This window comes from Roseivirga ehrenbergii (assembly GCF_001593005.1).
In the GTDB taxonomy this organism is placed as follows: Bacteria; Bacteroidota; Bacteroidia; order Cytophagales; family Cyclobacteriaceae; genus Roseivirga; species Roseivirga ehrenbergii.
In genome coordinates, this window is the sequence record NZ_LQZQ01000009.1 from 63715 (window position 1) to 89707 (window position 25993).

At 40.2% G+C, this 25993-nt stretch carries 25 protein-coding genes; 11 read left to right on the forward strand and 14 right to left on the reverse strand.

Annotated elements, in window-relative coordinates; translation table 11 throughout:
• Positions 1-39 precede the first annotated feature (39 nt).
• The 3 genes from MB14_RS07690 to tpiA form a co-directional block, all read right to left on the reverse strand.
• Positions 40-4713, reverse strand: coding sequence for a hypothetical protein (locus MB14_RS07690; protein WP_132644030.1), 4674 nt, complete (start codon positions 4711-4713; stop codon positions 40-42).
• Positions 4714-4805: 92 nt separating this feature from the next.
• Complete coding sequence (gene prmA / locus MB14_RS07695) at positions 4806-5636, reverse strand: 50S ribosomal protein L11 methyltransferase (RefSeq protein WP_062591003.1); 831 nt, start codon at positions 5634-5636, stop codon at positions 4806-4808.
• 9 nt (positions 5637-5645) lie between these two features.
• Complete coding sequence (gene tpiA, locus MB14_RS07700; RefSeq protein ID WP_062591004.1) at positions 5646-6407, reverse strand: triose-phosphate isomerase; 762 nt, start codon at positions 6405-6407, stop codon at positions 5646-5648.
• 50 nt (positions 6408-6457) lie between these two features.
• Here tpiA and MB14_RS07705 point away from each other — a divergent pair, with 50 nt between their 5' ends.
• Positions 6458-6961, forward strand: a complete 504-nt coding sequence (locus MB14_RS07705; RefSeq protein WP_062591005.1) for a regulatory protein RecX — start codon at positions 6458-6460, stop codon at positions 6959-6961.
• A gap of 11 nt (positions 6962-6972) precedes the next feature.
• Here the strand turns inward: MB14_RS07705 and MB14_RS07710 are convergent, their stop codons facing one another.
• From MB14_RS07710 to MB14_RS07735, 6 genes are all read right to left on the reverse strand, one after another.
• The gene (locus tag MB14_RS07710) at positions 6973-7467 is read right to left on the reverse strand and encodes a DinB family protein (protein ID WP_062591006.1); all 495 of its coding nucleotides are present in this window, start codon (positions 7465-7467) and stop codon (positions 6973-6975) included.
• Between the two features lie 150 nt (positions 7468-7617).
• A complete protein-coding gene (locus MB14_RS07715; RefSeq protein ID WP_062591007.1) occupies positions 7618-8226 on the reverse strand; it encodes an alpha-ketoglutarate-dependent dioxygenase AlkB family protein in 609 nt (202 codons plus the stop codon).
• Positions 8227-8314: 88 nt separating this feature from the next.
• The gene (locus tag MB14_RS07720) at positions 8315-9226 is read right to left on the reverse strand and encodes a mechanosensitive ion channel family protein (protein ID WP_062591008.1); all 912 of its coding nucleotides are present in this window, start codon (positions 9224-9226) and stop codon (positions 8315-8317) included.
• A gap of 42 nt (positions 9227-9268) precedes the next feature.
• The gene (locus tag MB14_RS07725) at positions 9269-9691 is read right to left on the reverse strand and encodes an arsenate reductase family protein (protein ID WP_062591009.1); all 423 of its coding nucleotides are present in this window, start codon (positions 9689-9691) and stop codon (positions 9269-9271) included.
• Positions 9692-9792: 101 nt separating this feature from the next.
• Complete coding sequence (locus MB14_RS18820) at positions 9793-9957, reverse strand: DUF1328 domain-containing protein (RefSeq protein WP_071387084.1); 165 nt, start codon at positions 9955-9957, stop codon at positions 9793-9795.
• A gap of 171 nt (positions 9958-10128) precedes the next feature.
• Positions 10129-11301, reverse strand: a complete 1173-nt coding sequence (locus MB14_RS07735) for a lipoprotein N-acyltransferase Lnb domain-containing protein (protein WP_084376006.1) — start codon at positions 11299-11301, stop codon at positions 10129-10131.
• Positions 11302-11398: 97 nt separating this feature from the next.
• Between MB14_RS07735 and MB14_RS07740 the strand changes: the two genes are divergently transcribed.
• The gene (locus MB14_RS07740; protein WP_062591012.1) at positions 11399-12421 is read left to right on the forward strand and encodes an SPASM domain-containing protein; all 1023 of its coding nucleotides are present in this window, start codon (positions 11399-11401) and stop codon (positions 12419-12421) included.
• Here MB14_RS07740 and MB14_RS18825 read toward each other — a convergent pair.
• The 3 genes from MB14_RS18825 to MB14_RS07750 all read right to left on the reverse strand — a co-directional run bounded on the left by MB14_RS18825 (position 12418) and on the right by MB14_RS07750 (position 15245).
• Entirely contained in the window at positions 12418-12591 is a 174-nt protein-coding gene (locus MB14_RS18825) for a FeoB-associated Cys-rich membrane protein (RefSeq protein ID WP_084376002.1), read from the reverse strand. The genes MB14_RS07740 and MB14_RS18825 overlap by 4 nt on opposite strands.
• Positions 12592-12933: 342 nt before the next feature.
• Positions 12934-14880 (reverse strand): M23/M56 family metallopeptidase, encoded by a 1947-nt coding sequence (locus MB14_RS07745; protein WP_062591013.1) that lies wholly within the window; start codon positions 14878-14880, stop codon positions 12934-12936.
• Positions 14877-15245 carry a BlaI/MecI/CopY family transcriptional regulator gene (locus MB14_RS07750; protein WP_062591014.1) on the reverse strand — a complete coding sequence of 123 codons (369 nt, stop codon included), beginning with the start codon at positions 15243-15245 and terminating at the stop codon, positions 14877-14879. Before MB14_RS07750 ends, MB14_RS07745 begins: the two co-directional genes overlap by 4 nt.
• A gap of 125 nt (positions 15246-15370) precedes the next feature.
• Here MB14_RS07750 and MB14_RS07755 point away from each other — a divergent pair, with 125 nt between their 5' ends.
• The 8 genes from MB14_RS07755 to MB14_RS07790 are packed head-to-tail and all read left to right on the forward strand — an operon-like array spanning position 15371 to position 22651.
• A complete protein-coding gene (locus MB14_RS07755) occupies positions 15371-16525 on the forward strand; it encodes a GlmU family protein (protein ID WP_062591015.1) in 1155 nt (384 codons plus the stop codon).
• Positions 16526-16527: 2 nt separating this feature from the next.
• The gene (locus MB14_RS07760; RefSeq protein ID WP_062591016.1) at positions 16528-17658 is read left to right on the forward strand and encodes a DNA polymerase III subunit; all 1131 of its coding nucleotides are present in this window, start codon (positions 16528-16530) and stop codon (positions 17656-17658) included.
• A gap of 1 nt (position 17659) precedes the next feature.
• On the forward strand, positions 17660-18127 hold the full coding sequence (locus MB14_RS07765; protein WP_053223970.1) for an ATP-dependent zinc protease family protein: 468 nt from the start codon (positions 17660-17662) through the stop codon (positions 18125-18127).
• 17 nt (positions 18128-18144) lie between these two features.
• Complete coding sequence (gene rimK, locus MB14_RS07770; protein WP_062591017.1) at positions 18145-19053, forward strand: 30S ribosomal protein S6--L-glutamate ligase; 909 nt, start codon at positions 18145-18147, stop codon at positions 19051-19053.
• The gene (hemC, locus tag MB14_RS07775; RefSeq protein ID WP_062591018.1) at positions 19054-19983 is read left to right on the forward strand and encodes a hydroxymethylbilane synthase; all 930 of its coding nucleotides are present in this window, start codon (positions 19054-19056) and stop codon (positions 19981-19983) included.
• The gene (locus tag MB14_RS07780; RefSeq protein ID WP_062591019.1) at positions 19980-20852 is read left to right on the forward strand and encodes a peptidylprolyl isomerase; all 873 of its coding nucleotides are present in this window, start codon (positions 19980-19982) and stop codon (positions 20850-20852) included. Before hemC ends, MB14_RS07780 begins: the two co-directional genes overlap by 4 nt.
• Before the next feature lie 6 nt (positions 20853-20858).
• Complete coding sequence (locus MB14_RS19195) at positions 20859-21749, forward strand: peptidylprolyl isomerase (RefSeq protein ID WP_062591020.1); 891 nt, start codon at positions 20859-20861, stop codon at positions 21747-21749.
• On the forward strand, positions 21746-22651 hold the full coding sequence (locus tag MB14_RS07790) for an SDR family oxidoreductase (RefSeq protein ID WP_062591021.1): 906 nt from the start codon (positions 21746-21748) through the stop codon (positions 22649-22651). The genes MB14_RS19195 and MB14_RS07790 overlap by 4 nt, the downstream gene beginning before the upstream one ends.
• A gap of 8 nt (positions 22652-22659) precedes the next feature.
• Here the strand turns inward: MB14_RS07790 and MB14_RS19220 are convergent, their stop codons facing one another.
• Both MB14_RS19220 and MB14_RS07795 read right to left on the reverse strand, forming a co-directional pair.
• A complete protein-coding gene (locus MB14_RS19220; RefSeq protein ID WP_132644029.1) occupies positions 22660-22812 on the reverse strand; it encodes a MetS family NSS transporter small subunit in 153 nt (50 codons plus the stop codon).
• On the reverse strand, positions 22782-24296 hold the full coding sequence (locus tag MB14_RS07795) for a sodium-dependent transporter (RefSeq protein WP_246032600.1): 1515 nt from the start codon (positions 24294-24296) through the stop codon (positions 22782-22784). The genes MB14_RS19220 and MB14_RS07795 overlap by 31 nt, the downstream gene beginning before the upstream one ends.
• 235 nt (positions 24297-24531) lie before the next feature.
• Between MB14_RS07795 and MB14_RS07800 the strand changes: the two genes are divergently transcribed.
• Positions 24532-25923 carry a sodium-dependent transporter gene (locus MB14_RS07800; protein ID WP_062591022.1) on the forward strand — a complete coding sequence of 464 codons (1392 nt, stop codon included), beginning with the start codon at positions 24532-24534 and terminating at the stop codon, positions 25921-25923.
• Positions 25924-25993: the final 70 nt, after the last annotated feature.

The window sequence follows — 25993 nt, forward strand, 5'->3', positions numbered from 1 at the left end:
TAATGAAACGCCCATGGAGATGATGGGTTTTGGGAAGTCCTAAAATCCATCGCCTTCAACCACTTCTTTCTTTTTGAGTGATTGATTTGAATCGGCCGACATCACTAATTTATAGGGCTCGTCTATACCGTAAAACAGCTTTCTGTAGTTTTTCGACCAAGCGATAACTTCCTCCAAAGAATAAGCGAAAACATTGAATTCGCCCACTTTGGGTTTAGATGATTTTCCCTTGGCATCTAACGGATTGGCGATAGAGGCATTGAAGGCTTCGTTAGATGAAAAAGTGCCTAAGCTGAAGCCATCATAGGTGAAATAGTACCATGTGCCATCGGTCATTTGAATCAAAACATTTACAATGTCCCCTTCAGGGGTTTTCTTGATTTCTACAAAACCATCCAGCTCCATATTGATGTCGGTGTTATTGATATTGCTGACACTAATTTTGCCTTCGCTATAGAAAGTCTTTAATTGTTTTGACCACCTAAGGTCTACATTAGAAATGACTAAATTCTTAGCCAATTCGCCTTTGATAGAAGCATTTACCAGAGGGATTGGTACCGACTGATAAGATTTATCCCATTTCTTGACGGCCTCATCACCAATAAACTCTGCTGCTTTGTAAATCAAATCAGACCGGTCGTCATGCGCTCTTTTAATTCCCAGTTTTTCGCCCATGTCTTTTAAGTTTTGAGCCATAAGCGGAACACTGTTTACAGGCAAACCGAAATCCATTACCAGCATGGCGTTGATTTTAAAATCGGCCGAATCTAAATTTCCAGAACCTTTACCTGCTCCCTGAACAGTCAATCCTTTGCTTAACGGACTGACAAAGTTTAGCTTTCCTTCAAAAGAAACATCTTGAGTTTCTTCATTATAAGAAAACATGTTGCCTTTGTAAAAATTAGCAGGGTCGTCTAGTTTGTTAGGGTTTGCAATATTGTACGAACCAGTACTTTGATCGTAAAACAAGTTTCCGCCTTTAGGAATAAAGAAATCGTCATCGCTTGGGTCGCGTTTTTCAGTGATAAAGGAAAGATATATGTCTCCATTATTAAAGTGTAGTCCAGCTGTAAGTGGCTCTCCAAATTCGGTTCTGGCCTCATCAAAATTGAAAACTACTTCGGCAATGTCATCATTCGATTCATATTCAATCCAAACGTTTTTCTCTTTTAGTTTCTGAAGGTTGAGTTTTACCGAACCCTTTAATTCTAACGCCTTTCTAAAGGCATACATAAATACGGTGCCTTTGAAAGTAAATCCTGGAGATACAATTACACCCGCATCTGCTTTTATTTGGCCACTTGATTTTGTGTAAAGGCCACGTACGGGGTCTTCTTCAAATCCAAATTTGTCAAACTTAATGGCGAAAGTGTCTTGCACGGTCACGAGCTCGTAGGTGCCCTCACCCCTAAAGCGACTACGCGAAATGATTTCTATTTTGGCATCGTATAATCGGTGGTTTGTATTGGCCGTATCGAAAACAATTACTGCATTTTCCAATACCCCCAGCTCTGAGTTTTCAAGAATCAGCACTTCATTATTTTCTGGAGTAATCAGCGCATCTGCCACAACAATGTAGGGAATGCCTTCCACTTTTAACTCTTGTTTTTCTATATCGTAATTGGCGTTTGTTCCCATAAACACCAGTGAATCCATACTCTTTTTAGTTGAATAGAAAAAGGACTTTTCCAACGCAACAGTGTCTGGTTTGGTCATGGTAATCATATTATTCGCGATGTCCCATTCGGCTGTTGGAATAGAGGTTTTGTACTGTGCAAAAGGGAAAGCTAATGCTGCGTTACCTTGTACTTCGGGCTGAATGATAGCCCTGTTATTGGCTAGATCATAATTCACACGTACATCGGCAGAACTCAATATTGGTTTTTGAGGATTTCCTGAATCCAGCTCAAAGTCTGAATTTCTAGATTCAAATGAGGTTTCTTCTAAAGTGTAATTCTCTGAATTAGTTTTAGACCCTTGCATTTTCATTTCTCCGGTACCGTAGAGCCCCTTTGTGGATAGCGTAAGCATACCGCTGAATGCACCAAGGCTGTCATACATTTTAAATGGAGCTTCCAAATTTCTTAGATTCATGCTATCCTTTTTGGCCAGCCAGTTTACTTCATATCGGGCTAGTTTTACCGCAGGATAGGAAACGCCATCTAATGTGCCTGGCAAAATTTGGCCCTCAATTCCCTTTTTCGAATACATGGAATCTAGATAGAAAGTCACCGATTCGGTATTGAAATTACCTGTAAGAAAATCTATTGCCCCCGGTGATTGAAGGCCTGATTGATCCATTTTTATTTCACCATAAAGCTTACCTGTAGTGCCATAAAGGCTATAACCAGAATCTGGAATGGAGTGAATAAAACCAAACGATTTATCGGGCATAGCCCTAAGGTTTTCTTTAAATTCAGGGAAAATTCCATTGGAATAGAAAGTTCCTTCAAAAGCATAAGCCGAAGGGTCTGCCTTAGAGGCACTATCAAGTTGAAAAGGTGGTACATCGAAGTAAACCGTGCTGTCATAAGCTCCGCCTAATACACCATTTTTATCAAACATTACACTGGCGCTTTCATTGGAAGTAAAAATGGGATATTCTGGTTTCGAAATTCTTGCCGACTTGTTATTTGGGTCGTTAATATTCAAAACTCCTGAGGTATTTACCAACTGGTTGTTCAGGGCTTCTTTTCTGCCTTCTTCTAATTCTACTTGTAGTTTAATCGAATCAATTTGAGGTAACTCTACTAAAAAGTTGTTATAGTCGAATTTGAATTTCTGGCCATTGAACTGGAAGTTTCCGGCCTCAAGTGCGCCATCAAATTCTATGGTTCTGTTATTCGAAATTTTAACCACTCCGTTGGTGGGCGTAATCATTACATCGAGCGAATCGCTCACATAGAACTTTTCCACTCCTCTAACCGTCAGGGTATCATTTACTAAATTGATAGTGGCATTGGGTGAAGAACTAATTACCGAAGGAATTACTAGGTCGTCAAAATCAGATTCATCTCGGCCAGAATCGTAATAATGAAGCCCTTTTGGGGTAATAGTCACCTTGCCGGTGTATTCGTTGTAGAGCACCAATCCTTTCGACATTAAGTCGATCATGCTTCTTTTTAAAATTCCGAGGCTAATTTTTCGATCTTCTGACAGTTCAGAAATGTAGAATTCATTTTTAGGGTCATATTTTTGAGCCTGTCGTACCGAAAGAATTAGGGGGTTAAAATCATACAATTGCGAAAGGCTGTAAAACCTTGATGAACTGAAGAAGTTCTTCGATTCCACAATCAATGGAACTTCACTTCGGGCTGAACCAATGGTAAGGTGTAAGGAATCAGATTTTAAGTCCCACATCAGTCTGTCACCTGTAAGGTCCACACCATAATAGGAAGAGCTAAAAGGAGTGCTTCCAAAATCACCGGTATTAGGTTCAAGGTTTAGGTAGTAATTTCCATAGTTGTATACCATTTCTACATTTGGGTTGTAGATGGAGTCGGTGCCATGGTAAATCGTCACTTTCGCTACGGTGGAGCTCACCATTGAATCCTTTTTATTGAAAACAAAGTTGGGGGCCTCTGCCCTAAATTTTAATTCACCGTTCAGAAAACCTTCTACCCTTGAAAGTTCGTTGAAAGCAGATTTACTGTAAAAGTCTCTTCCTTCATAACTCACCCCACCTCGATAGGTCAGGTCGCTGGTGCCTAAATCGTTTATGGGTGCGTCAGCAAAATCAGATATAAACTTAGGGTAGGAATCTACTGTGCTTCTTTGTGGTGCAAGGGTAATTTCCACAGCGCCCACTACGGGTTGATCTAATTTGCCTTCGTAATGAAAATAGGCCTCGTCAAACTTTATGTCAGTTTGGGTAACTGAGAAAAAGTAATTGCGCAACTTGGCATAAGTCGTTTCTGCTGGTAGCCCTACGTTCGTCCAGTCAATGGCTCCATCTTGGCCAGTGAATTCAAGTGTTTCGAAAGAGAAATTTCCCTGCGTGTTCCTGAGATAAATGGTGTCTAAACGATTTACAAAAGCCAGGTCTAGTTTTTTAAACTCAATTACTGGCCCCATTTGGGTGGGCATGGAAGGTAAAGGGGCTTCTACCTGTGGCTCGTTGGTGATAATATCTTCTTCACTAGAAATTAAGCCCTGCTGCTTCATGAGTAAAAGCTCAATGGCATCGGGACCTTTTTGAGCCTCGGCTACGAATGGCTCTTCTTCAGAAATGTCTTCACTTCCGTTGAATTTCAATGCATAATCTGCATTCTCTACATAAATGCCATAACTACGGTCTTTAAAAAGCGCCATATCGCCCAAAAAGAATGCAGCATATTGGTGAAACTGGTCAATGATTTTCTTATCGTAGTTTTCCGAAACTTTCAAGCAAGCCTTCACTAAATCGTCTAGTTGAGTTTGGCTGAAGTCTCGTTTTTCTTTCGCCAGAATCAATATGTTAAAGATTGCTTTGAAATCGAAGCGGGGCCTAAAACCCTTTTTTTCCATGTTCAATAGGGCCTGGCCTAATTGGTTTTTTTGGGTTTGGGTAAAGATATTCCCTTGCCAAGCTTCTATAAAAGGTTTGTAATCTACCCCAAAACTTGCGGGATTGGGCGTGGTTAAAATTCGGGCAATATCTGGGGTATAAACAATAGAATCCGTTTGAGTTGCTTCTTGCGCAAAAGTGCTTGGCAGAAACAACAACAGTATCAATAAACTATATATAATCCTTTTGACCAGAAATTGCATATGACCCCTCAACTGACCTTTAATAACGATAAAAAGACGGAAATAATACTTAGAAACTACAGTTTCTTTAAAAGTATGGCCGCCCAGTTTTTCCTTTCTGTGGAATTCAATTTTTCAAAACCGTTTGCTGCGGTACACTCCAGAATATCGGCCTCATCATAAGTGTAAAAGCCACTCAAGAATAAATGCCCTCCTGGTTTTGTGAGCTTTGCATAATATTCCATTTCAGCCAAAAGCACATTTTTATTGATGTTGGCGTAAAGAATATCGAAAGGTTCATCAAAACTTAACTCATCAATGGTGCCCAATAATACATCTTTCGGTACAATACCATTCAATGCAAAATTCTCCTTAGCGTTGTCAATGCACCAATCGTCAATGTCGGTGGCGGATACTTCTGAGGCACCAAGTTTCGAAGCCATAATGGCCAAAATCCCTGTTCCAGCGCCTACATCTAAAACCGTCTTGCCCTGATGGTCTAGCGTCATTTCGAGCGCTAGCATTTGATGGGTGGTTTCATGATGTCCTGTTCCGAACGACATTTGCGGGTGGATGATAATTTCATGTTTAAAGCCAGGCTTCGACTCATGAAAAGTAGCACGTACGAAAATATCTGTACCTACTTCAATCGGATCATAGTTCTTTTCCCACTCTTCGTTCCAATTTTGCTTTTCAATTTTTTTCAATTCATACCAAATACGGGTTTGCTTACGGTAATTATTGAAAAGTTGCTGCAAAGCGGGGTGACTAAAAACGTCTTCCGAAATATATGCGTCAAAACCCACCTCGGTTTCAACGAAGGTATCAAAGTCCAATTCGCCCATTTCGGCAATTAATATTTCGCCAAAAGGCGGGTCGCAATGGACTTTGATTTCTATGTAATTCATTGGTTTCAATTAAAATGACTTAGCAATTTCTACAAAGTCTCTGGCTTTTAAAGATGCCCCGCCAATCAGGCCGCCATCCACATCGGGCTGAGCAAAAAGTTCTTTTGCATTATCTGGCTTGGCGCTTCCTCCGTATAGAATGGAAATTTTATCGGCCACTTCTTGCCCAAACTGACCTGCCAAGAAATCACGTATAGATTTGTGCATGTCTTGTGCTTGTTGCGATGAAGCAGTTTTTCCTGTTCCAATTGCCCAAATTGGTTCGTAGGCAATTACAATTTTCTGAATTTCATCTTCTGTGAGGTGGAAAAGGCTTTCTGTAAGTTGGTTGCACACGTAGCTCACTTCTTTGCCAGATTCTCTGATTTCAAGCGATTCGCCACAACAGAAAATTGGGTTTAAGCCTATTTCTAAAGCTAAATCTACTCGCTTGGCAAGTTGCTCGTTTGTTTCGTTGTGGTATTCTCTTCTTTCGCTATGACCAAGAATAACGTATTCTGCACCTACAGACTTAATCATTTCGGCAGAAATATCTCCTGTATAAGCACCTGAAGCGTGTTCGCTCATGTTTTGCGCACCTACAAATACCTTGTCGCTTTCTTGGGCATTTTTTGCTACTTGGGCCAGGTGAATAAAAGGAGAACACATGATTACGGTTACATCATCATTCAGTTCATCGTTCACAATGTTTACCACTTCAGAGGCCAGTGTAAGGCCTTCGCTGAAGTTTTTATTCATTTTCCAGTTTCCTGCAACAATCTTTTTTCTCATTATCGGTTTGTTGTGTTTTGCCCAAAGATAATTCATTCTAACTTAGTTCGATGGCTTTTCAATACGAAGAACGTAAACCAAAGCGACTAGACCCCAAAGTGGCCAAACTTAAAGCTGCCGATTTTTGCGCTTATCAGGAGCGTTCGCAGCAAGAGGTGCGCGATAAGCTGTATGGCTATGGCCTTCATCATGACGAGGTTGAGGAAATTTTGTCGGACTTAATTACCGATAATTTCATTAATGAAGAGCGTTTTGCTAAGGCTTATGTGGGTGGAAAGTTTAGAATTAAGGGTTGGGGGAAACGGAAAATTTTGCAGGGTCTGAAGCAGCATCGTATTTCTGATTACTGTATAAAGAAAGGATTTCAAGAAATTGACCCCGATGATTATTATGCTACCCTAAAACGCCATGCAGAGAAAAAATTACCGACCATTAAAGCCGAAAACCAATACACTGTGCGTGGCAAACTGACACAACATTTGGTAATGAAGGGCTTTGAAGGCGATTTAATAAGAGAAGTAATTGAGGAGCTGCTCAATTCAACAGCTCCATAATTAATAGCCAATTACTGTCTTTCCCAGAAAAAAGGAGGTTCTATACCCAAAGAGCGCAGGTATACATAACCTTGGCCTCTGTGGTGGATTTCGTTATCAATGCAATAAAAAATTAAAGAATGATTAGTGCCTTCATATTGACCAAAAGCTTTTTCTATTTCTTGAAAACGCTCAAGTTTGATTTGAGGAAATAACTCATTCAATTTTTCTGTTGACTCGTCCCAAAGTTTGAGAAGCCCTGCTTTAGTTGTGGGTTTTTCTTCAGCCTCTGATTCGCCAAAAGTTTTCCATTCTCCAGTAATGATTCCTGCTACGCTGGGCACAGCCATGTGAATCATTTCAAGGGCCAATTCAGAAAACGGACGCATTCCGCCTACTGAATAACTAAAAAGTTTGTCTTCTGGAAAAGCCTCAATTACTCTTCGGGTAAGGCTTCGGTGACCTTGCCATTGGGTTAATAAGTCGTTTGAGCTAATGACTACTGGTGCTAATGTTTCGTTTTTCATATCGTGCGATTTAAGATTATGGAATAAACTTAAAGGGCACTTATGACAACCCTATGTCAGTAGGTTTTGGGAAGGAAGAAATTTTTTTGGATTTGCCCTTGGCTCATAAATAGGTACGGTCAGACCCTGAGTATCACTCTCAAATTCAGCTTACCTCACTATCGTTCTAAAAGTCAGATTCACCCTTGGGGCATTTGCTTTTTTGGTGGGAGGTAAGCGATGAAGCCAATGAGTTTGGGTAGCATCTTTCATCACTAAGAGACTGCCGTGTTCTAAGAAAATATCAACCTTCTCTTTGGTTTCTTTGTGCTTAAAAGCGAATTTTCTTTCCGCCCCAAAACTTACCGAGGCAATAGCTCCATTTTTCTTCAAATCCTTTTCACCATCGCTGTGCCAAGCCATTCCTTCTTCGCCTGTGTGGTATAAATTGAGCAAACAAGAGTTGAATTTTTCACCCGTTTTTCCTTCTACTAAAGCTTTTAAGCTTAGAAGTTCAGGCGTCCAAAGCAAGGCTTTTTTTGTCACGTTTGAGTAACTGTATTCGTAGGGTTGGTCGGCATACCAAGCTACTTTGCGTTTGGTAATGTAATGCTTACCAAAAATAACGGCTTCATCGTTTCGCCATTCGATTGTATCGTAGAGTTTTCGGAAATAGAAGTTGGCGTCTTCTTCGGAAACTAATTTTCCATAATAGTTAACCGTACCTTCTTTGGGTAGCCAGTTTTTGGTTTCGTCTATTTCTTCAGGAAAGAGGTTCATTTCCCCAATTTAAGTATTCGGTTCTTATTCAATGTGAAAACCTGCTGAATTTAGTTTTAACAAATGAATCGAAAAGAGACAGGTTGAACTAGACTATTTCAGGGTTAGATTTTGGTTTAATGCTCGCGTCATTCCGAACCGAAACAGGAATAGGCTGACCTTCTTGGTAAATTTTAAGTTCAATAATGTCGGCAGGCATGTTGAAGCCAGCTTCGGATAACCGCAATAATACCTGATGCATTACCACGCTTTTGAGCTGTAAAGATGAGCCTGTAAAATCATAAGTGTTAATCCAAAAGTAGGTTTTTAAGTTGATGGTGCTTGTTCCAAAATCATTGATAATTACAAAGGGCTCAACCCCTTCAGCTTTGGTGATATTTGCCATATTGCCTAATTCATCAATAATAACTCTAATGGCTTCGGCAATATTATCTCCATAATCAAGCCCAATTACAAAGTCATAACGCATTAAGCCATCGCGGGTAAAGTTGGTTAAAGGACTCTTGATAAGCATTGAGTTTGGAATAAATACGTCTCGTCCATCGAAAGTGCGAACATGCGTATTTCTGAAGTTCAGCGCCCTGGCTTTGCCGGTAATATCTGTTACTTGAATTACATCGCCAATGCTAAAAGGGCGACTGAAGGCTAAAAAGAAGCCGGCCAAAAAATTCTCTCCTATATCTTTAAATGCCAGGCCGATAATCAATGCAGAAACACCTGCGCCTGCCAGTAAGCCACCAGCTGCTTGGCCTAAGCCAATTTGATTTAAAAACATGACTACCCCGATAATCAGGAAAATCAAAAAAATGAGCCTTCCAATAAAATTGGAAAGCAGTTGATCATTAATGCGCACCATGATTCTCTTCTTGACTAATCGAGAAATGAGCACAGCCAAGCCCCACATAATGAATAAAAGGACTAGGCCTAAAACAATTGAAGGGCTTTTATCTAAAATGGTTTCCCAAAACTCTTGAAAAGAAGAAATAAAACGATCTTTCATTGCATGAGATGATCAAAATGAATTTGGTTCAAAGAGAAAGAATTAATCACGTTTGGGTGATTCATATATATTTCCGCTTTTGCTTTTTATACCTTCAATCTCAATTCCTTTGTTCACAAAGTCATAAGCAGAATGCACAAAAAAGACAGTGTTATTCAGCATTGCAATTGGCGTTTTCAGTATTTCTGGGTGTTGCTTTACGATCTTCATCATTTCTTCGTTTGAAAAGCGTTGATCCTTAATCTCATTTAAATAAGCGTCTGATTTCTTATCTATTAAATCAAGAATCTGCAACCCCATATCGTTTGCTACTTGGTTCAGCTGTGTTTCGGTCAATGGGTTTTTATCTATGTTTCTGTCGTTCACGGTATATTTCTGAACAGCACTCGCATAGCCTAGTACTTTTGTGTCATGTGACTTTCGACCATTATAAATAAGAAGAATTTCGTTTTCCTGTGGTTTCATAATAATAAGTTAAAAAGTGGAGAAGAATTCGGGATGTTAATTCAAGAACGGTTTCTGAATTTTCAGAAACCGTTCTATCTAATCTATATAAAGAGTAGTGCCTATCGTCCACTGGTGACTCCTCTTAAGAGAGAGACAACAAGCAGTACCACGAAAATGAAGAATACAATTTTAGCCAAAGAAGCAGCACCAGCGGCAATGCCTCCAAAACCTAAAATACCTGCAATAATTGCTATAACTAAGAATGTGATTGTCCAACGTAACATATCTGTGGGGTTTTAGTGATTAATTGATTTCACTCCCACTAGTAGCAAAACTGTGCCAAGCCAATTTTTAGCAAAAAATCAGGTTTTTATTCAATTTAATGAGACGTTAAGACCCAGCTTGTAGAGATGTCTCCACAACAAGATGTTTGAAAATGAGATGATTAGTGTAGGCTATGCCAAACCCTTTACCCATAAAAAGGCATACCGTACAGCCAAGAGTAGCATGACTGGGAGTAAGGCAATGGAAAATACTTGTAGTTGAAAAACCCATATAAAGGTCATTCCAATTAAAAGAATAAACAGAAAGCGGACATAGCCTCTAGTCCATACCGGAGCTCTTTTCTTCGCTACATAGAAGGCCACAACAAGGTTAGGAGCAAAAGCCCAAAGCAAGTTTAGGTTTTTGGCCGTAGCGGTATGGTCGGTAGCAAACCAAAGTAATGCTACTACTAGCCCTATTAAACCTGTTATAAATAGAATGGTGAAATCTAAATATCTGGCCCTTGTGTTTTGGAGCGTGTCTTTGTAAGTGAATACTACGACAACGAGCAATAGGATTGAAAATATCATCCAAGGAGTAATCGATTCCCTTGGTGTTTCATAGTAATCAGATTCAAACAGTTGGTTCTTAGCTTTTACTGCTGGAACAGTTTCATCACCCCTTGTTATGGTTGCATTGGCATAAGCCTGCATAACGTAATCGGGCAAAAACATATGCTCTTCTGCTGTGGCGTTTACATCAATTACTGCTCCTAAGGCAAGGTCAATTCCAAAATCCCACCAAGGAAAGTTGAAGGTGTTTTCTTGAATTAGGTCTCGAAAGGTTTTTTCTTCTGTAAGGTGGCTGTTATTAAATGTAAGCTTGTTGCCTAACACATCACCCACTACATCGCGTAATTTGGTAGCACAGTTATCGTAGAAGAAATCGTATAAATAATAACTGTTTTCGGGAATGGCATTGTTTTCTAAGAATTCGAAAATTTCTTGTTTTTCAGCTTGAGTCAGACTTAAAACCTGTTCGGTTATCCAACGGTTTTGGGCTTGGTAGTTCCCTAGAAAACGATTGAAGTCCTGAATTGAAAGTTTATAATTGAGTTTTCCCTGTGCAAATTTCAAGTAGAAACCATCTTCAAAAGAATCAAATGTTCCATAATTATAAACCCTGTCAATACTCAAATAAGGGTCTTGAACTCTAATTGCGCCATGCCCAAAGCTGTCATATAAATTTTCACCTGGCCCAATGGTAATAATACTAATTTCAGCTTGGCCAGAAAGTCCTGGAAACTGTGCCTTCGCGCTGAAAACAAAAAGGAGTAAACTGAAAAAAAGTACAAACCGCTTCATTCGTAATAGCATTGAGTTGTACGAAGATAAAGAGACTTATTTGATTAAAAACCCATATCGGTTTTGAAAGTGAACTTTGCCAACCTAATTTGACGCAATGAACAGAAATTTCACCGATGGACTTAATTATGCGTCAAAACTGACGCCTCTTCGGGTATGGAATATGTTTCAATTGGTGGGTAGCTATTGGCTTTCTAAAATCACCAAAAAGGCAATTCATTCGGGAATGCCTACCAGCATTAGCTTAGAGCCTACCACCTCCTGCAATTTACGTTGCCCCGAATGCCCTAGTGGAATGCGCAGTTTTTCACGAGATACGGGAATGCTCACTGACGAAATTTTTCAGAAAACCATTGATGAACTAGCGCCAAGGCTCACTTATCTTATTTTCTACTTTCAGGGCGAGCCCTATTTAAACGCCAGTTTTTTAAACCATGTAAAATATGCTTCGCGAAAGAAAATCTATACGGCCACTTCGACCAACGCACATTACCTCCACGATAAAAATGCGAAAGCCACAGTTGAGTCTGGTTTAGATCGACTTATTATTTCCATTGATGGCACCACGCAAGAAACTTATGAGCAATACCGCGTTGGCGGAAAACTAGAAAAGGTAATTGAAGGCACAAAGAACATTATTCGCTGGAAGAAGGAGTTGAAGAGTAAAACCCCGCATGTCATTTTTCAATATTTGGTGGTCAAGCCAAACCAACATCAGTTAGATGATGTACAAAAGCTGGCCAAAGAATTGGGTGTGGACGAAGTGGCTTTTAAAACCGCACAGATTTATGATTACGAAAACGGTTCAGAGCTTATTCCCACTATCGAGAAGTATGCACGTTACCGCCAAAAAGCGAATGGAAAATGGGAAATCAAAAACCGATTACTCAACCATTGTTGGAAAATGTGGCATTCATGCGTAATTACTTGGGATGGAAAGGTAGTGCCTTGCTGTTTCGATAAGGATGCGCATTACCAATTGGGCAGCATGCAGGCTGAAAGTTTTCAGCAAGTTTGGAAAGGGGGGGCTTATCAGAATTTCCGTCAGTTGCTGATTAAATCACGTAGCGAGATAGAAATGTGTAAGAATTGTTCTGAGGGAACAAGGGTTTGGGCTTAATTCTTTAAATGCTCAGGCATTTTAAAGTCCATCTTTTTCACCTCTTTAGAAATATCACAAGAGCCACAGCCTTTCGGGCAACCGCTTTCCGATTTGTATTGATGATAAAAGTGCCTCCCGATAAAGATTAGCGCTACTAAAAAAACTATACCGACAATTACCTCTTGCATTTCGCTGAACTTTTGAAGGGTTAACCCAAAACTCGCTGGCGAAGTTCGGTTTTATTTAGAATTATTCCAAATAAAGTAGATACCTATTGATACCTCTTTTGTTCCTTTCTCCGAAGTCTCGGAGTCATCATGAAAAGCAGTGTGTATACAATTAAAACTGGTAGTGAATTTTCACCTTTTGATCTACTCCATCGGGATGGATTCTCCTCAAAATGTTTTGTTTCCGTTCCTGAAACCAGAAGGATTTAAAACTTCCCTAATAATTCACGCAATTTCAAGATTTACATACGAAAAAGCCCCAAGTGGGGCTTTATGTTGTGCATTTGAGTTTATATAGGTTTTCTAAAAATCTAGTTTGGCGAGAAATGCTTTGGTTGTTTTCTCCCATTCTGCTTTTTGCTCAGTTGCTCTTATTTTATCTTTTTCGTATTTCTCGTTGGTGGTCAGGTTAAGCTGGTAGCTATAGATTTTTCCTTTCTTGGCATTTGGGTATAAAAAGCTTTTAAAGTAGTGCGAAAAATCTGAGGCTTTGTAATTGCTCATTACAGAATTGTCTACTTTTTTGTCATCGATCCAAATTCCGTAAATAGTAGGGTCACTCCAATTTTCTACAATTTCTTGTGTCGGCTGAAGTTTCCCTAAATATGGACGTGGTGGTAAAGTGAGAGATTTTAATGCCTGTTTTTGCTCAACAGATAGGTTAGCCATGTCTTTAATAATAGGTTCCTCATTCTTTCTTAAGAATATGGCTTTATTATCATCATAGATAATTTTTTCGTATTCAAACCCAGCGCCCAAGTTTACATCATAATGCTCCTCCTTTACAGCATAGACTGCTACATTTTTTGGGTCTCTTGATTTTTGTTCTAAGATCAAGATGGCTGGTCGAGTTGGTGTATCAGGAGTCGCTTTATAATAATCTTTCGGGTCAACCTTTTCGCCAGCTTTGATTACCTCATAATGAAGGTGCGGGCCTGTACTGTGGCCTGTGTTGCCAACTTTTCCTATTAACTGTCCTTTTTCTACTTTATCACCTACCTGAACGTTCATTTCGCTGAGCTGTGCATACAGGGTTTGGTACTGATCGTCATGCTTAATTTGAATGTAGTTGCCATAACCACCTTTCAGAGATTCTACCTTTTCTACTGTTCCAGAGGCGGTAGCGATTACTGGCGTTCCTGTTTTTGCTGAAAAGTCAACCCCTTTGTGCATTTTGTCTTCTTTGGTTACAGGGTCTTTACGCATACCATAGGTGGAGGTAGTGCGTAGGTATTTATAATCTCCTAATGGATGCAACTCTGGTTTGTTCTCTTGAAAAATGGAATTTTCTATAGTGGAAATAAGCGTGTTTGCATTGTTGCCAATTATGGCTTCGGCCTTAGTTTTTAAACTGAAGCAAAGTGTGGTTACCGCCAAAAGCGGTAGCAAAATAGCCGCACGAACCAGTGCAGCCATTTTAGTGGTTTGTTGTGTCATCATTTTGAACCTTTTTTTAGTTAATGAATAATTTGAAAGACAGGCCAAGCTCATCTCATTACTTTGGTTGCGGTTGGCAAACTTGAGCAACAAGCGCTGATAGTTGGCGATGTCATTAAACTTGCCAAGCACCATCGCATCTGCTAAATATTCATGGTTCAGCCGAATGGCTTTGGCATAGAAATAATACATTGGATTGAACCAGAAAAGCACTTGAAGCAACTCTACCAATAGAATGTCTAATGAATGTCGTTGCAGAGCATGACCAAGCTCGTGTGCCAAAAGTTGTTCCCTCAAAGCTTCCTTTTTATAGTCTTCATTGTGCATGAAAATAAATTTCAAGAAGTTATGAGGAATGGTAGGTTGGCCAAGAAGCACCACTTCAGCCGACTTGTAAGGAATTCGAGTGTTCTTTCTAGCCTTAGAAAATAGCTGGTAAATGTTCCTTCCGAAACGAATTAGCAGAACAAAGGCGATTACCAAATAAAGTCCACTAATTGTCCAAGCCGCATAGTTGATACTCGTTTTAGGTTTTACTTCTGTATACTCCGATGGGCTTATTGCTTCTGGAGTTATCGCCTGCTCATTGGCTACTACTTCGTAAAGCGTTTCTGAAATCATTTCTCCGGTTGGAATCATGATTTTATCCGAACTGATTTCTAGGTTCAACCAAGGGGTGGTCAATGAGAAAATCAAAGCGAAGAGGAGGTAAAACCTTTTTACTCGATGAAGCGCAGTTTGTTCTAAAACCAGCTTATAAATGCCAAAGAGCACCAATAAGCATAAGAAGATTTCGAATAAGCCAGCAATCATTGTTTCTTCTTTATCTGTTCGTCAATCATTTTTTTAAGGTTTTCCAATTCCTCTGTGCTCAAATCAGTTTCGTTGGTGAAAAATGAGGCAAACTGAGTGCTTGAATCGTTAAAGAAATCCTTAATTAATCCTTTGAGGTGCTGCGAAAAATATTCGCTTTTACGCACCAGTGGATAGTATTCTCGTGAGTTTCCAAAAAGTTTGTAATCCACAAAACCCTTGTCTTTCATTCTTTTTAAGAGCGTAGCCACTGTAGTGGTAGCAGGCTTTGGTTCTGGAAACTCGGTGAGTAAATCTTTCATGAAAGCTTTTTTTAGCTTCCACAAATAATTCATGAGTTGTTCTTCACTTTTCGATAAATTCATGCTCTACTTCTTTAGAGTGTATTCTACAAATGTAGAGTATTAAATTTAATTTCCAAATTCTTTCTAAGTGCGAGATAAAATCACAGAATTGATACTTAATCGAAAGCCTTTTATATTTTTGCTACATGCACATTAATCTTTTCGATCCGCCCCAAATCAGGGAGAATCTTCTTCCTTTTACTTTTACTAGACCAGTGGCCTGCATTCGTGTAGGAATTTTAACCATTGGCGAAAAATGGGAGAAATATGGCTTTCATATTGGCTTCGAAACCCAAGATTACTTGGGGAAGAAGTTTGAGGCCTTGCCAACAAACGTAAAAGTGAATGGCGCGTTGTGTCCTTCAAAAGAATTATCTGAAGCAATTTTAGCCTTAACCGCAAATACAAAAATGGTGTCGGGAGATACCGTTTTAGCAGTTTCAGGAAATGGCTCGGAAGAAGTAAGTTTTGAGGGCGCATTTAGAATGATCAACCAGCCTTGGGAGATTTTTCAATTCAACAAAGAACAGATTGAAGCAGATTTTTCGCTCATCACTAAAGGCCGAACTTCTCAGCCCATCACCGATCCGCATACGGTGGTGTATGGAAAGGAAAACGTTTTTTTGGAAGAAGGTGCTACAATTCGCGCAGCCATTATTAATGCTGAAAACGGCCCTGTGTATATCGGTAAGAATGCGCATGTGCACGAAGGAGCGATCATAAGTGGTGCCTTTGCTCTGTGCGAAGGAGCGCATGTAAATATGGGGGCAAAAATAAAAGGCGATAGCACCGTAGGCCCTCATTCTAAAGTTGGTGGTGAGGTGAGCAACTCCGTTATCTTCGGATTCAGTAACAAGGGTCACGATGGCTTTTTGGGCAATTCAGTAATTGGCGAATGGTGTAACCTAGGGGCCGATACCAACACTTCCAACCTAAAAAATAACTACGCACCTGTTAAGCTTTGGAACTACACCAGCGAACGTTTTGTGCAAACGGGCTTACAATTCTGTGGGTTAATGATGGGCGACCATGCCAAATGCAGTATCAATACCATGTTTAATACAGGTACAGTGGTGGGTGTTGGATCGAATATATTTGGGGCTGGCTTTCCGAAAAACTTTATTCCTTCTTTCTCTTGGGGTGGTTCTTCTGGTTTAATTACCTTCCAGCCAAGAAAGTTTTATGAAGTAGCCGAAGCAGTAATGCAGCGCAGAGGGATGACTTTTGATGATACCGAAAAAGAGATTATTGACCGAATTTTTGAAATTACCACCCAATACAGAACTTGGGATAAAAAATAAACATGCGTTTTCAAGACATACCTGGTTTAGACGAAGTTAAGAATAAGCTCATTGAGGCCGTTAAGGTAGATCATGTGGCGCATGCACAGCTCTTTTTAGGCGCTGAAGGCTCGGCAAATTTGCCTATGGCGCTGGCTTTTGCTACCTATCTAAACTGTGAAAACAAACAGGAGAATGATGCCTGCGGAGAGTGTTCGTCTTGCACAAAACAGGCAAAACACATTCACCCCGATGTTCACTTTGTGTTTCCAACTGCGGCAACCCCTAAAATTAAAAGGGAAGACGCAACCAGTGAGAAATTCCTGAAAGAATGGAGGGAATACCTTCTAAAATCACCTTACGGAAACGTAAGCGATTGGAGCTTTCACTTTGGTTGGGAAAATAAGCAATTGCTTATTCCCCGTCAGGAAAGCCGAAATATTATCACCAACCTTTCGCTCAAGGCTTTTGAAGGAAAGTATAAGGTAATGCTCATTTGGTTGCCTGAACTAATGAACAGCAATGCGGCCAACGGAATTCTGAAAGTATTAGAAGAGCCACCAGAAAAAACCATTTTCTTGATGGTGTCGAATGATGAGAATAAGTTGCTCACCACCATTCGTTCTAGGGTTCAGTTAATGAAAATTCCTTCTTTTACCGATGAGAATATTCTTTCCACAGTAAGTAAGGTGGAAGGTGTGAGTACTGAACGCGCCCAAGAAATCACCTATTTGGCCGAAGGAAATATGCGCGAAGCATTGCACTTGGTGCAAGGCGGACAAGATGCAATGGGTGTGCAGTTTAAACAGTGGATGCGTCTGTGTTTTACTTATGATTTTCAGGCTTTGGTAAAAATGGCCGATGAATTTCAGAGTGGTGGAAAGGAGTTTCAGAAAGGGCTGCTTAATACCGGAAGCAAAGTAATGCGCGATACCTTGATTCATCAATACGGAGTTAGTGAACTGGAAAGAATTCCAGATACAGAAAAGGACTTCGTAGCGAACTTTGGAAAGGTATTCAATGCAGAAAAAATAACAGAAGTGGTGCCTAAAATCGAAGAGGCCAACTATCATATAGAGCGGAATGCTAACCCTAAGATTCTCTTTCTTGATTTATCTCTAGCGATTGCACAAATTGCACGTTCTAAAAAGTAGAATGTCGAAACCATTACAGCTAATAGGAAGGCAAGATTTCATCAATTTGCCAGAATTTGGATTGAAAGATGTAAACGCCAAAATTGACACTGGCGCTTACACTTCGTCTATTAACTGTTCAAAAGTAAAACTAACTAAGGTGGAAGGTGTGCCAACACTTACCTTTCAATTATCGGCCAATAAGATTCATGAAAAAAAGGCCAGAAAGTTTTCGACCACTAATTTTAAGAAGAAGAAAATTCGGAGCTCTAATGGAGTAACTGAAGAACGTTTTATTATCAAAACAACAGTAGTGCTAATGAAGAGGCGCATTAATGCAGAGTTCTCTTTATCAGACAGGAGCAAGATGAAATTCCCTATACTTTTAGGCCGAAAGTTGCTCACGAATCGTTTTATTGTGGATGTAAGTCAAAAGGATCTTTCCCTTAAGATGACACCCAAAAGTATCAAGGCCGAAAGTGCCGAATAATCTAAAACTAAGAAAAAATGAAGATTGCAGTGCTCTCTCGAAACTCAGCCCTTTACAGTACAAAGCGGTTGGTAGAAGCGATTGAAACCAGGGGGCATGAAGCCGTCATATTGGACCATCTAAAATGCGACCTTGTTATTGAAGATGCTGGCCCAGCAGTATATTATATGGGAGAAAAGGTGGAAGGTATTGATGCGGTAATTCCAAGAATAGGAGCCTCAGTTACCTTTTACGGAACAGCCACGGTTCGTCAGTTTGAAATGATGGGTGTTTTTAGCACCACCGATTCTCAGGCCATTGTTCGCTCCAGAGACAAACTAAGGTCGATGCAGATTTTGGCAGGAGCTGGATTGCCAATGCCACGCACGGCCTTCACCAATTATTCTAAAGAAGAAAAATCTTTGATAGAGCACGTGGGCGGAGCACCCGTAATCATTAAATTATTAGAAGGAACTCAAGGTTTGGGCGTTGTTTTGGCCGAAACCCGAAAAGCAGCGCAATCTGTAATTGAGGCTTTTCATGGCCTAAAAGCGCGAATTTTAGTGCAAGAATTTATTAAAGAAGCCAAAGCTACCGACATACGCGTTTTCGTTGTGAATGGCAAAGTAGTAGGCGCCATGCGCAGAAGAGGAATGGAGGGTGAGTTCCGTTCTAACCTTCACCGTGGCGGTTCGGCCGAGGTGATTAAACTCTCAAGACAAGAGAGATCGGTTGCGGTAAAAGCAGCCAACGCAATGGGGCTTTCCGTAGCGGGTGTTGATATGCTGCCATCATCAAGAGGGCCATTGGTATTAGAAGTAAATTCTTCGCCAGGTTTAGAAGGAATAGAAAAGGCTACGGGAGTAGATATTGCAGGAACCATCGTTGAGTTTATTGAGAACAATCAGCCTAAAAAAAGAGGCGCGAAAGCAAAATTGAACGCTTAAATGAAAATTAGAATAGGAACACGAGGTAGCAAGTTGGCCCTATGGCAAGCTTATTTTGTGGAAGATAAGCTGGTAGCGGCTGGAGTAAAAACCGAAATAGTCACCATTGAAACCAAAGGAGATAAAATTTTAGATGTTTCAATTTCGAAGATTGGAAGCAAAGGGGTTTTTACAGAGGAAATAGAAGAGCAATTGGCCAATGGAGCGATTGACATTGCCGTGCATAGCGCCAAAGACATGCAGTCTTCCCTTCCTGATGGTTTCGAGCTCATTTCGTTTTCAGAGCGAGAATTGGCCAATGATGTACTGATTAGTGACAATAAAACGACCTCTTTAAATAATAAAGACCTCGTGGTAGGTACTTCTTCAAACCGAAGAATTGCTACGTTAAAACACTTTTATCCTCATATCAAAACCGTTCCAGTTCGGGGTAATCTTCAAACCAGAATAAAGCGAATGGAAGAAGGAGCCTGCGATGCTTTATTGCTCGCTTATGCCGGAGTACACAGAATGGGCTACGATGATAAAATCGTTCAAAAGCTAAGCTTAACAGAGTTTACGCCTGCAGTAGGGCAAGGCTCTGTGGCCATTGAAGTACATAAAGGTTTGAGTAAAGCCAAGAAAGATTTAGTTAGAAAAGCACTGAACCATGAACCCACTGAAGTGTGCCTTTTGGCTGAGCGATCGTTCTTAAAAACCATGGATGGAGGCTGTTCAATTCCGGTATTCGGTTTGGCTCAAATCAAAGATGACAGCCTTCAAATGACTGGCGGAATTACCAGCCTAGACGGCAAAGAAATGATTCGTAAAGTGTTCATTGGCAAGCTAAAAGATGCCAAATCAATAGGGGAAAAACTTGCCGAAGAAGTATTATCTTCGGGCGGAGATCGCATATTAAAATCCATAAAAACCGAATTATCAAACCAATGAAAAAGTATATACAGTTGGCCATAATGGCCTTGCTAATTGCAGTTGTCGCTTCTTGCGGAGGCTCGGGTGAAGAAAAAGTAAAAGGCAATGATTATTTGGTGACTATCAAAACAGACATGGGTGAAATGAAGGCCATTCTTTATGATGAAACTCCAAAGCATAAAGAGAACTTTATCAAATTGGCCAATGAAGGCTTTTTCGATAGCCTTTTGTTTCATAGAGTAATGACGGGTTTTATGATTCAAGGCGGTGACCCAAATTCAAAGAATGCAGAACCGGGTGCTCGTTTGGGTACTGGTGGCCCGGGTTATACCATTCCTGCAGAGTTTGTTAAGAGCTTCTTCCATAAAAAAGGAGCATTATCCGCAGCCAGACAACCCGACCAAGTAAACCCAGAAAAAGCATCGAGCGGAAGCCAGTTTTTTATTGTTCAAGGTAGAGTGTTTACAGAACAAGAAACAGGCATGAACATGCAGGCTTTGTCGCAAGCCATTTCTACTTTAAGAAGAAGCGATCCAGACAACCCTTTGAATAAAGAATTGGAAGATTCTTTTAATGAAGGAGGGGATGAAACCTTTAGAATTAAGGCAATGGAATTGGCAGATAAATTAAGTGAAGCCACAGGAATCATGATTAAAATGCCAACAGAAAGAGTAGAGGCATATACTACAGTGGGGGGCTATCCTCCTTTGGATGAGGAATATACAGTTTTTGGTCAGGTAATTCAAGGCTTAGAAGTGATTGATGCAATTACCACGGTTGGGGTAGACCCAAACAACAGACCTTTTGAAGATGTGCGTATGTATATCTCTATAGAAGAAATACCAAAAGAAGAAATCGTAAAAAAATACGGTCCAGTTTATCAATAATTAGCCATGAAAAAGACTTTTTTAAACTTAGTGTTCCTTGTCTCTTTCAGTCTGTTTTTTTCAGCCTGTAATACTGAAATGGATGAAGTAGTAGTAATTTCAACTCCTTACGGAGACATGACAGCCGTATTGTATGACGACACTCCATTACACAAAGCCAATTTTTTGAGTTTGGCCAAAGAAGGAAAATACGATTCAGTGATCTTCCATAGGGTGATTGAAAACTTCATGATTCAGACGGGAGACCTTTCTACGGGTACTCAAGAGAAAGATACTGACTACAGAGTGGATGCAGAGTTTCTTCCTGAAAAATATATTCACGTAAAGGGTGCTTTGGCTGCCGCCAGAATGGGAGATAATGTCAACCCTCAAAAGCAATCAAGCGGATCTCAATTTTATATTGTCGATGGCGAAGTGTACGATCAAGCGGGTTTGCAAACCAGAGCAGATAGAAGAGAATATTTAAAGCTCAATGGCTTTTTTGAACGCATGCGCAAAATGGACAAATACATTGAGTTGAATGAGAAGTATAACTACCATGTAAATAAGTACCAAGAAGACACCACTTACGATTTCCAACAGGCGCAGCGCGAACTGGTTTTTAATTCGAAAAACTTGATTGAAGAAGAATTTGGACCGCAAGTTGACCCAGGCTTTACAGATCAACAAGTAGAGGCTTATACAACCATTGGTGGCGCACCACATTTAGATGGAGAATACACAGTTTTTGGTCAGGTGGTTGAAGGTTTGGATGTAATCGATAAAATTGCTGCGGTTGAAACCAATAGAAGAGACAAGCCAACCGAAGACATTCGAATGACTATTGCTGTTATCGAAATGTCGAAAAAAGAGATTACAAAGAAATACGGAATAGAATACCCTAAAAAGGAGCAATGAAAATTTTAGTCACAGGTTCTAACGGTTTACTTGGTCAAAAACTGGTTCAGCTTATTTTAGATGAAGCAAATCACCAATTGGTGGCTACTGCCAGAGGAGCTAACCGACTACCTATTCCCGAAGAAAAATATACTTTTCAATCGCTTGATATCACCAATCGTGATCAAGTTCTTAAAGCAATAACACAGCACAAACCCGATGTGGTAGTTCATACCGCAGCCATGACCAATGTGGACCAATGTGAATTAGAAAAAGAGGCCTGCTGGGATTTAAATGTTACAGCTGTAAAACATTTGGTTGAAGCTTGTAAATTGAATAATGCCTTTCTAGTACACCTTTCTACCGACTTTATTTTTGACGGTGAAAACGGCCCTTACGATGAAGAAGCCGAAGCCAATCCTATTAGTTATTATGGAGAAAGTAAACTTGCTGCTGAGCGTATAATAGAAGAAAGTAAAATTGATTGGGCGATTGCTCGTACTGTTTTGGTGTACGGCATTGCGCACGACATGAGTCGTTCTAACATTATTCTTTGGGTGAAGAATAGCTTGGAAGAAGGCAAGGAAATTAAGGTGGTAGATGATCAATTGCGAAGCCCTACCTTGGCAGAAGATTTGGCCAAGGGCTGTTTGCTAATTTCAGAACAAAAGGCGAAAGGTATTTTTAACATAAGCGGAAGCGATTTACTTACACCTTATGAAATGGCGATTAAAACCGCTCAATTCTTCAACCTAAGTACGGCTACTATGCAAAAGGCCGATGCCTCAACTTTTACCCAAACCGCTAAAAGACCTCCAAAAACTGGACTGTTAATAGAAAAGGCCCGTACCGTTTTGGGGTACGAGCCTCATACTTTTGACCAAGGTATAGCCATTGTTTCCGAACAAATGGCTGGTAAGTAAGTCAAAGTTTATTCTTCTGTATTTGCGTCTTCAGTTTTCTTATCTGATTTAAGTGCGATCGTAAGAAAGGTGACAAACCCCCCAAAGGTGATCGTCAAACATATGATCATTCCTATTATAGCTTCTTGACTCATTTTTTCACGAATTTTTTGTAGAACCATCCATTAAATACAATTGCAATAATGAGGGCAATGGCCCATTGTGTTACAATTGAAGCATTACTAAACGTATCGAATACGTTCCAATTACCGTTTTCGTCAAACCATGGGTACTCGCTGTACCCTTGATCCATCCACCAATACACCAAGAATAGCCCAGCAAAAAAGATAAAGTAGATCATGCCAGTAAAGTATTTAGAAGAGACTTTAAAATCGGAGTTTTCATCTATAAAGTCCTTCTTAAATTTTGATGGGCCATAACGCATAATAAGAAAGGAAATGAAAATTCCACTCACTAAAAGACCTACACCCCACACCCAATCTTGGTTTTCAAATATGGCAAGGCTCCATGCAGAAGGGAAACCAATAACAAAACATGCCACACCTGTGATCAATGCAGCCTGTTTTTTGGAAATGTTATAGTCGGTTAAATTCCTGATGATTAACTGCATCATGGGGAGTACCGAACTAAATGCCGCCATGGCGAATGCTCCAAAGAAAATCCAGGATAAGAATGGCCCGCCTGTCATTTGAGAGAATAACTGAGGTAGTACGGTAAATACTAGTGCCGTATTACCGCCATGTAAAAAATCAATGGCATCGGCAGATGTGGCTGACATGGCAAAAACGGCTGGTAAAATGGCCATGGCCGCTAAAAGTGCTGCTGAGTTGTTTCCAAACGCTCCTAAGAAAGTGTTAAGCGTTACATCTTCCTTCTTCCTTGAGAATGACCCAATAGTAATCATTAGTCCCCAGCCTGCTCCTGTACTCCAAGCAGAGTCGGTAATGGCCTGAATCCAAATGTTAGGGTCTTTAAAAAGCTCAACATTAATTGTGAATAAGTACTCAAGCCCTTTTACTCCTCCTGGCATCTGAATAGCAAAAGCCGCCACCACCATAAGTAGAATAAAGAGTGTAGGGATTAATATCTTATTTACCTTCTCTAATCCTTGTTTAATTCCTTTGCTCAAAACCCATATGGCTATGGCAATGGTAAACATATAACAAAGAACAGCCTCCCAGCTAGAGTTAGATAAATGCGCCCAAAAGTTGTCCATGTAGTTCACGTTGGGGTCTGCAAACTTCTCGTTCATGGCGCCTGAGCCAAAAATATAATCGACTAAGTTTTGTGTATTGAGGAGGAAGTACCTGAAAGACCAACCCGTTACAACGGAGTAATAAAAGGCAATTCCCATGGTAACAAGCGTAACAAACACGCCCATCCAATTAAATTTTTTACCCGACAAACTCCCCAGTGCGCCTATGGTTCCTTTCTTATAGTGTTTACCAATGGCCAATTCGGCCATAAGTAAAGGGATAGACCATATAACAAGGAAAAACATCCATAAAATAATGAATGTTCCTCCGTACTCTCCTGCTATTCTTGGGAATCGCCAAAGGTTACCCGCCCCAATGGCCATACCTAGTGCGGCTAAAATAATTCCCCACCGGTTACTAAATTCTTCTGGTTTTTCTTGCGTGCTCAATTACCTGTAAGTTTTGTTCAAAGTTTAAGAAAAATCAATTTTCAAGCCCAGCAAGGTAGTTTTTTGAGGCACAAACCCAAGCGTTACACGGTTTTTCTACATTAAAACTTTATTTACGGTAAATATGGTCCTAAAATTTTGGTAGCCACAGGTGTTCTAACTGCTTGGTTTTTAGGAAGAAAATGCTCAATATTCTACGTTAATTTTTTCAATAATCAACTCAATTTTTAAGAATATGGCGGTTAGCGTTAATAATGAGGGCAGAGGCCAATGGGGATCCAAATTTGGGTTTATCATGGCTGCTGCCGGTTCAGCTGTCGGGTTAGGGAACATCTGGAGATTCCCTTACATCACAGGTCAGAATGGAGGCGGAGCCTTTGTTTTGGTTTATTTGCTTTGTGTAATACTTATTGGAGTGCCTTTGCTCTTTACAGAAATGGGCTTTGGTCGGTACACAAAGAAAGGCACCATTGGTGCATTTAAAGACACAGGTGCCAATCCTATCTTTATGGGTTTGGGGGCAATTATGGCTTTGTTGGTGAGCTTTTTTGTGCTTTCCTATTATGGCAATATTGCGGGTTGGACAATCGGCTATATTTTCAAATCACTAAGTGGTAGCGAAGTTCCCTTTGAAGAATTTGCTGCCAACCCTATGAACACAATTCCTTTAATGGGGCTCTTTACGCTGGTTACAATTCTTATTGTACGAAAGGGAATTTCAGGGGGAATTGAAAAGGCCGCTAAAATATTGATGCCTATTCTCTTTTTACTCATTCTTATTGTGGCCATTCGAAGTATGTCGCTAGAAGGCGCAATGAAAGGCGTGGACTTTTATTTAAACCCAGACTTCAGTAAAATTTCTGGACAGACTTTCCTAGTAGCCTTAGGCCAAGCCTTTTTCTCTATGAGTATTGGTTGGGGTATTATGATAACCTACGGTTCGTATTTGCCTAAAACGGCCAATATTGTGAGCAGTGGTGTTTGGGTGGGTATGATGGACGCTGGTGTAGCATTACTTGCTGGTTTCATGATCTTTCCCGCGGTTTTCGCTTTCGGAAAAGACCCTGCAGCTGGCCCAACTTTAGTTTTTCAGGTATTGCCCGATATTTTTAATCATATGCCAGGCGGGGCCATTATTGGTGCGTTCTTCTTCTTATTGCTAATGGTAGCTGCGCTTACTTCTTCCATTTCTATGTTAGAAGTACCTGCCTCATACTTTATGGATGAGAAAAAATGGAGCCGAAGTAAATCAGCTTGGGTAGTGGGTATTTTGCTTTTTGTGGTGGGTATTCCTTCTGCGCTTTCGCAAGGCGGTTCTGAATTTTTCTCCACCATGAATGTTACCGTTTTTGGGGCAACATACACTGGTTTTCAAGATATTCTCGACTTCTTCTTTGGTACCTTCTTTATTGTTGTGGTGGCTTTGGTTACTTGTATTTATGTGGCTTGGAAAATGCCAATCAAGAATATTGTTTCCGAAATTGATATGGGAGCACCAGGTTGGAAACCGGGTACATTCGCTTCCAATGCCTTTATTTTCTTTATCCGTTACGTATGCCCAGTAGTAATTTTAATTGTATTGCTGAACATGATGGGCTTGTTCGGAATTTTTGGTGGAGGCGGTTAATTTATGCTGAACTCAATTAATCAAAATGACACTGTAACAGGTGTCATTTTTTGTTTGAGTAGTTCAGAAT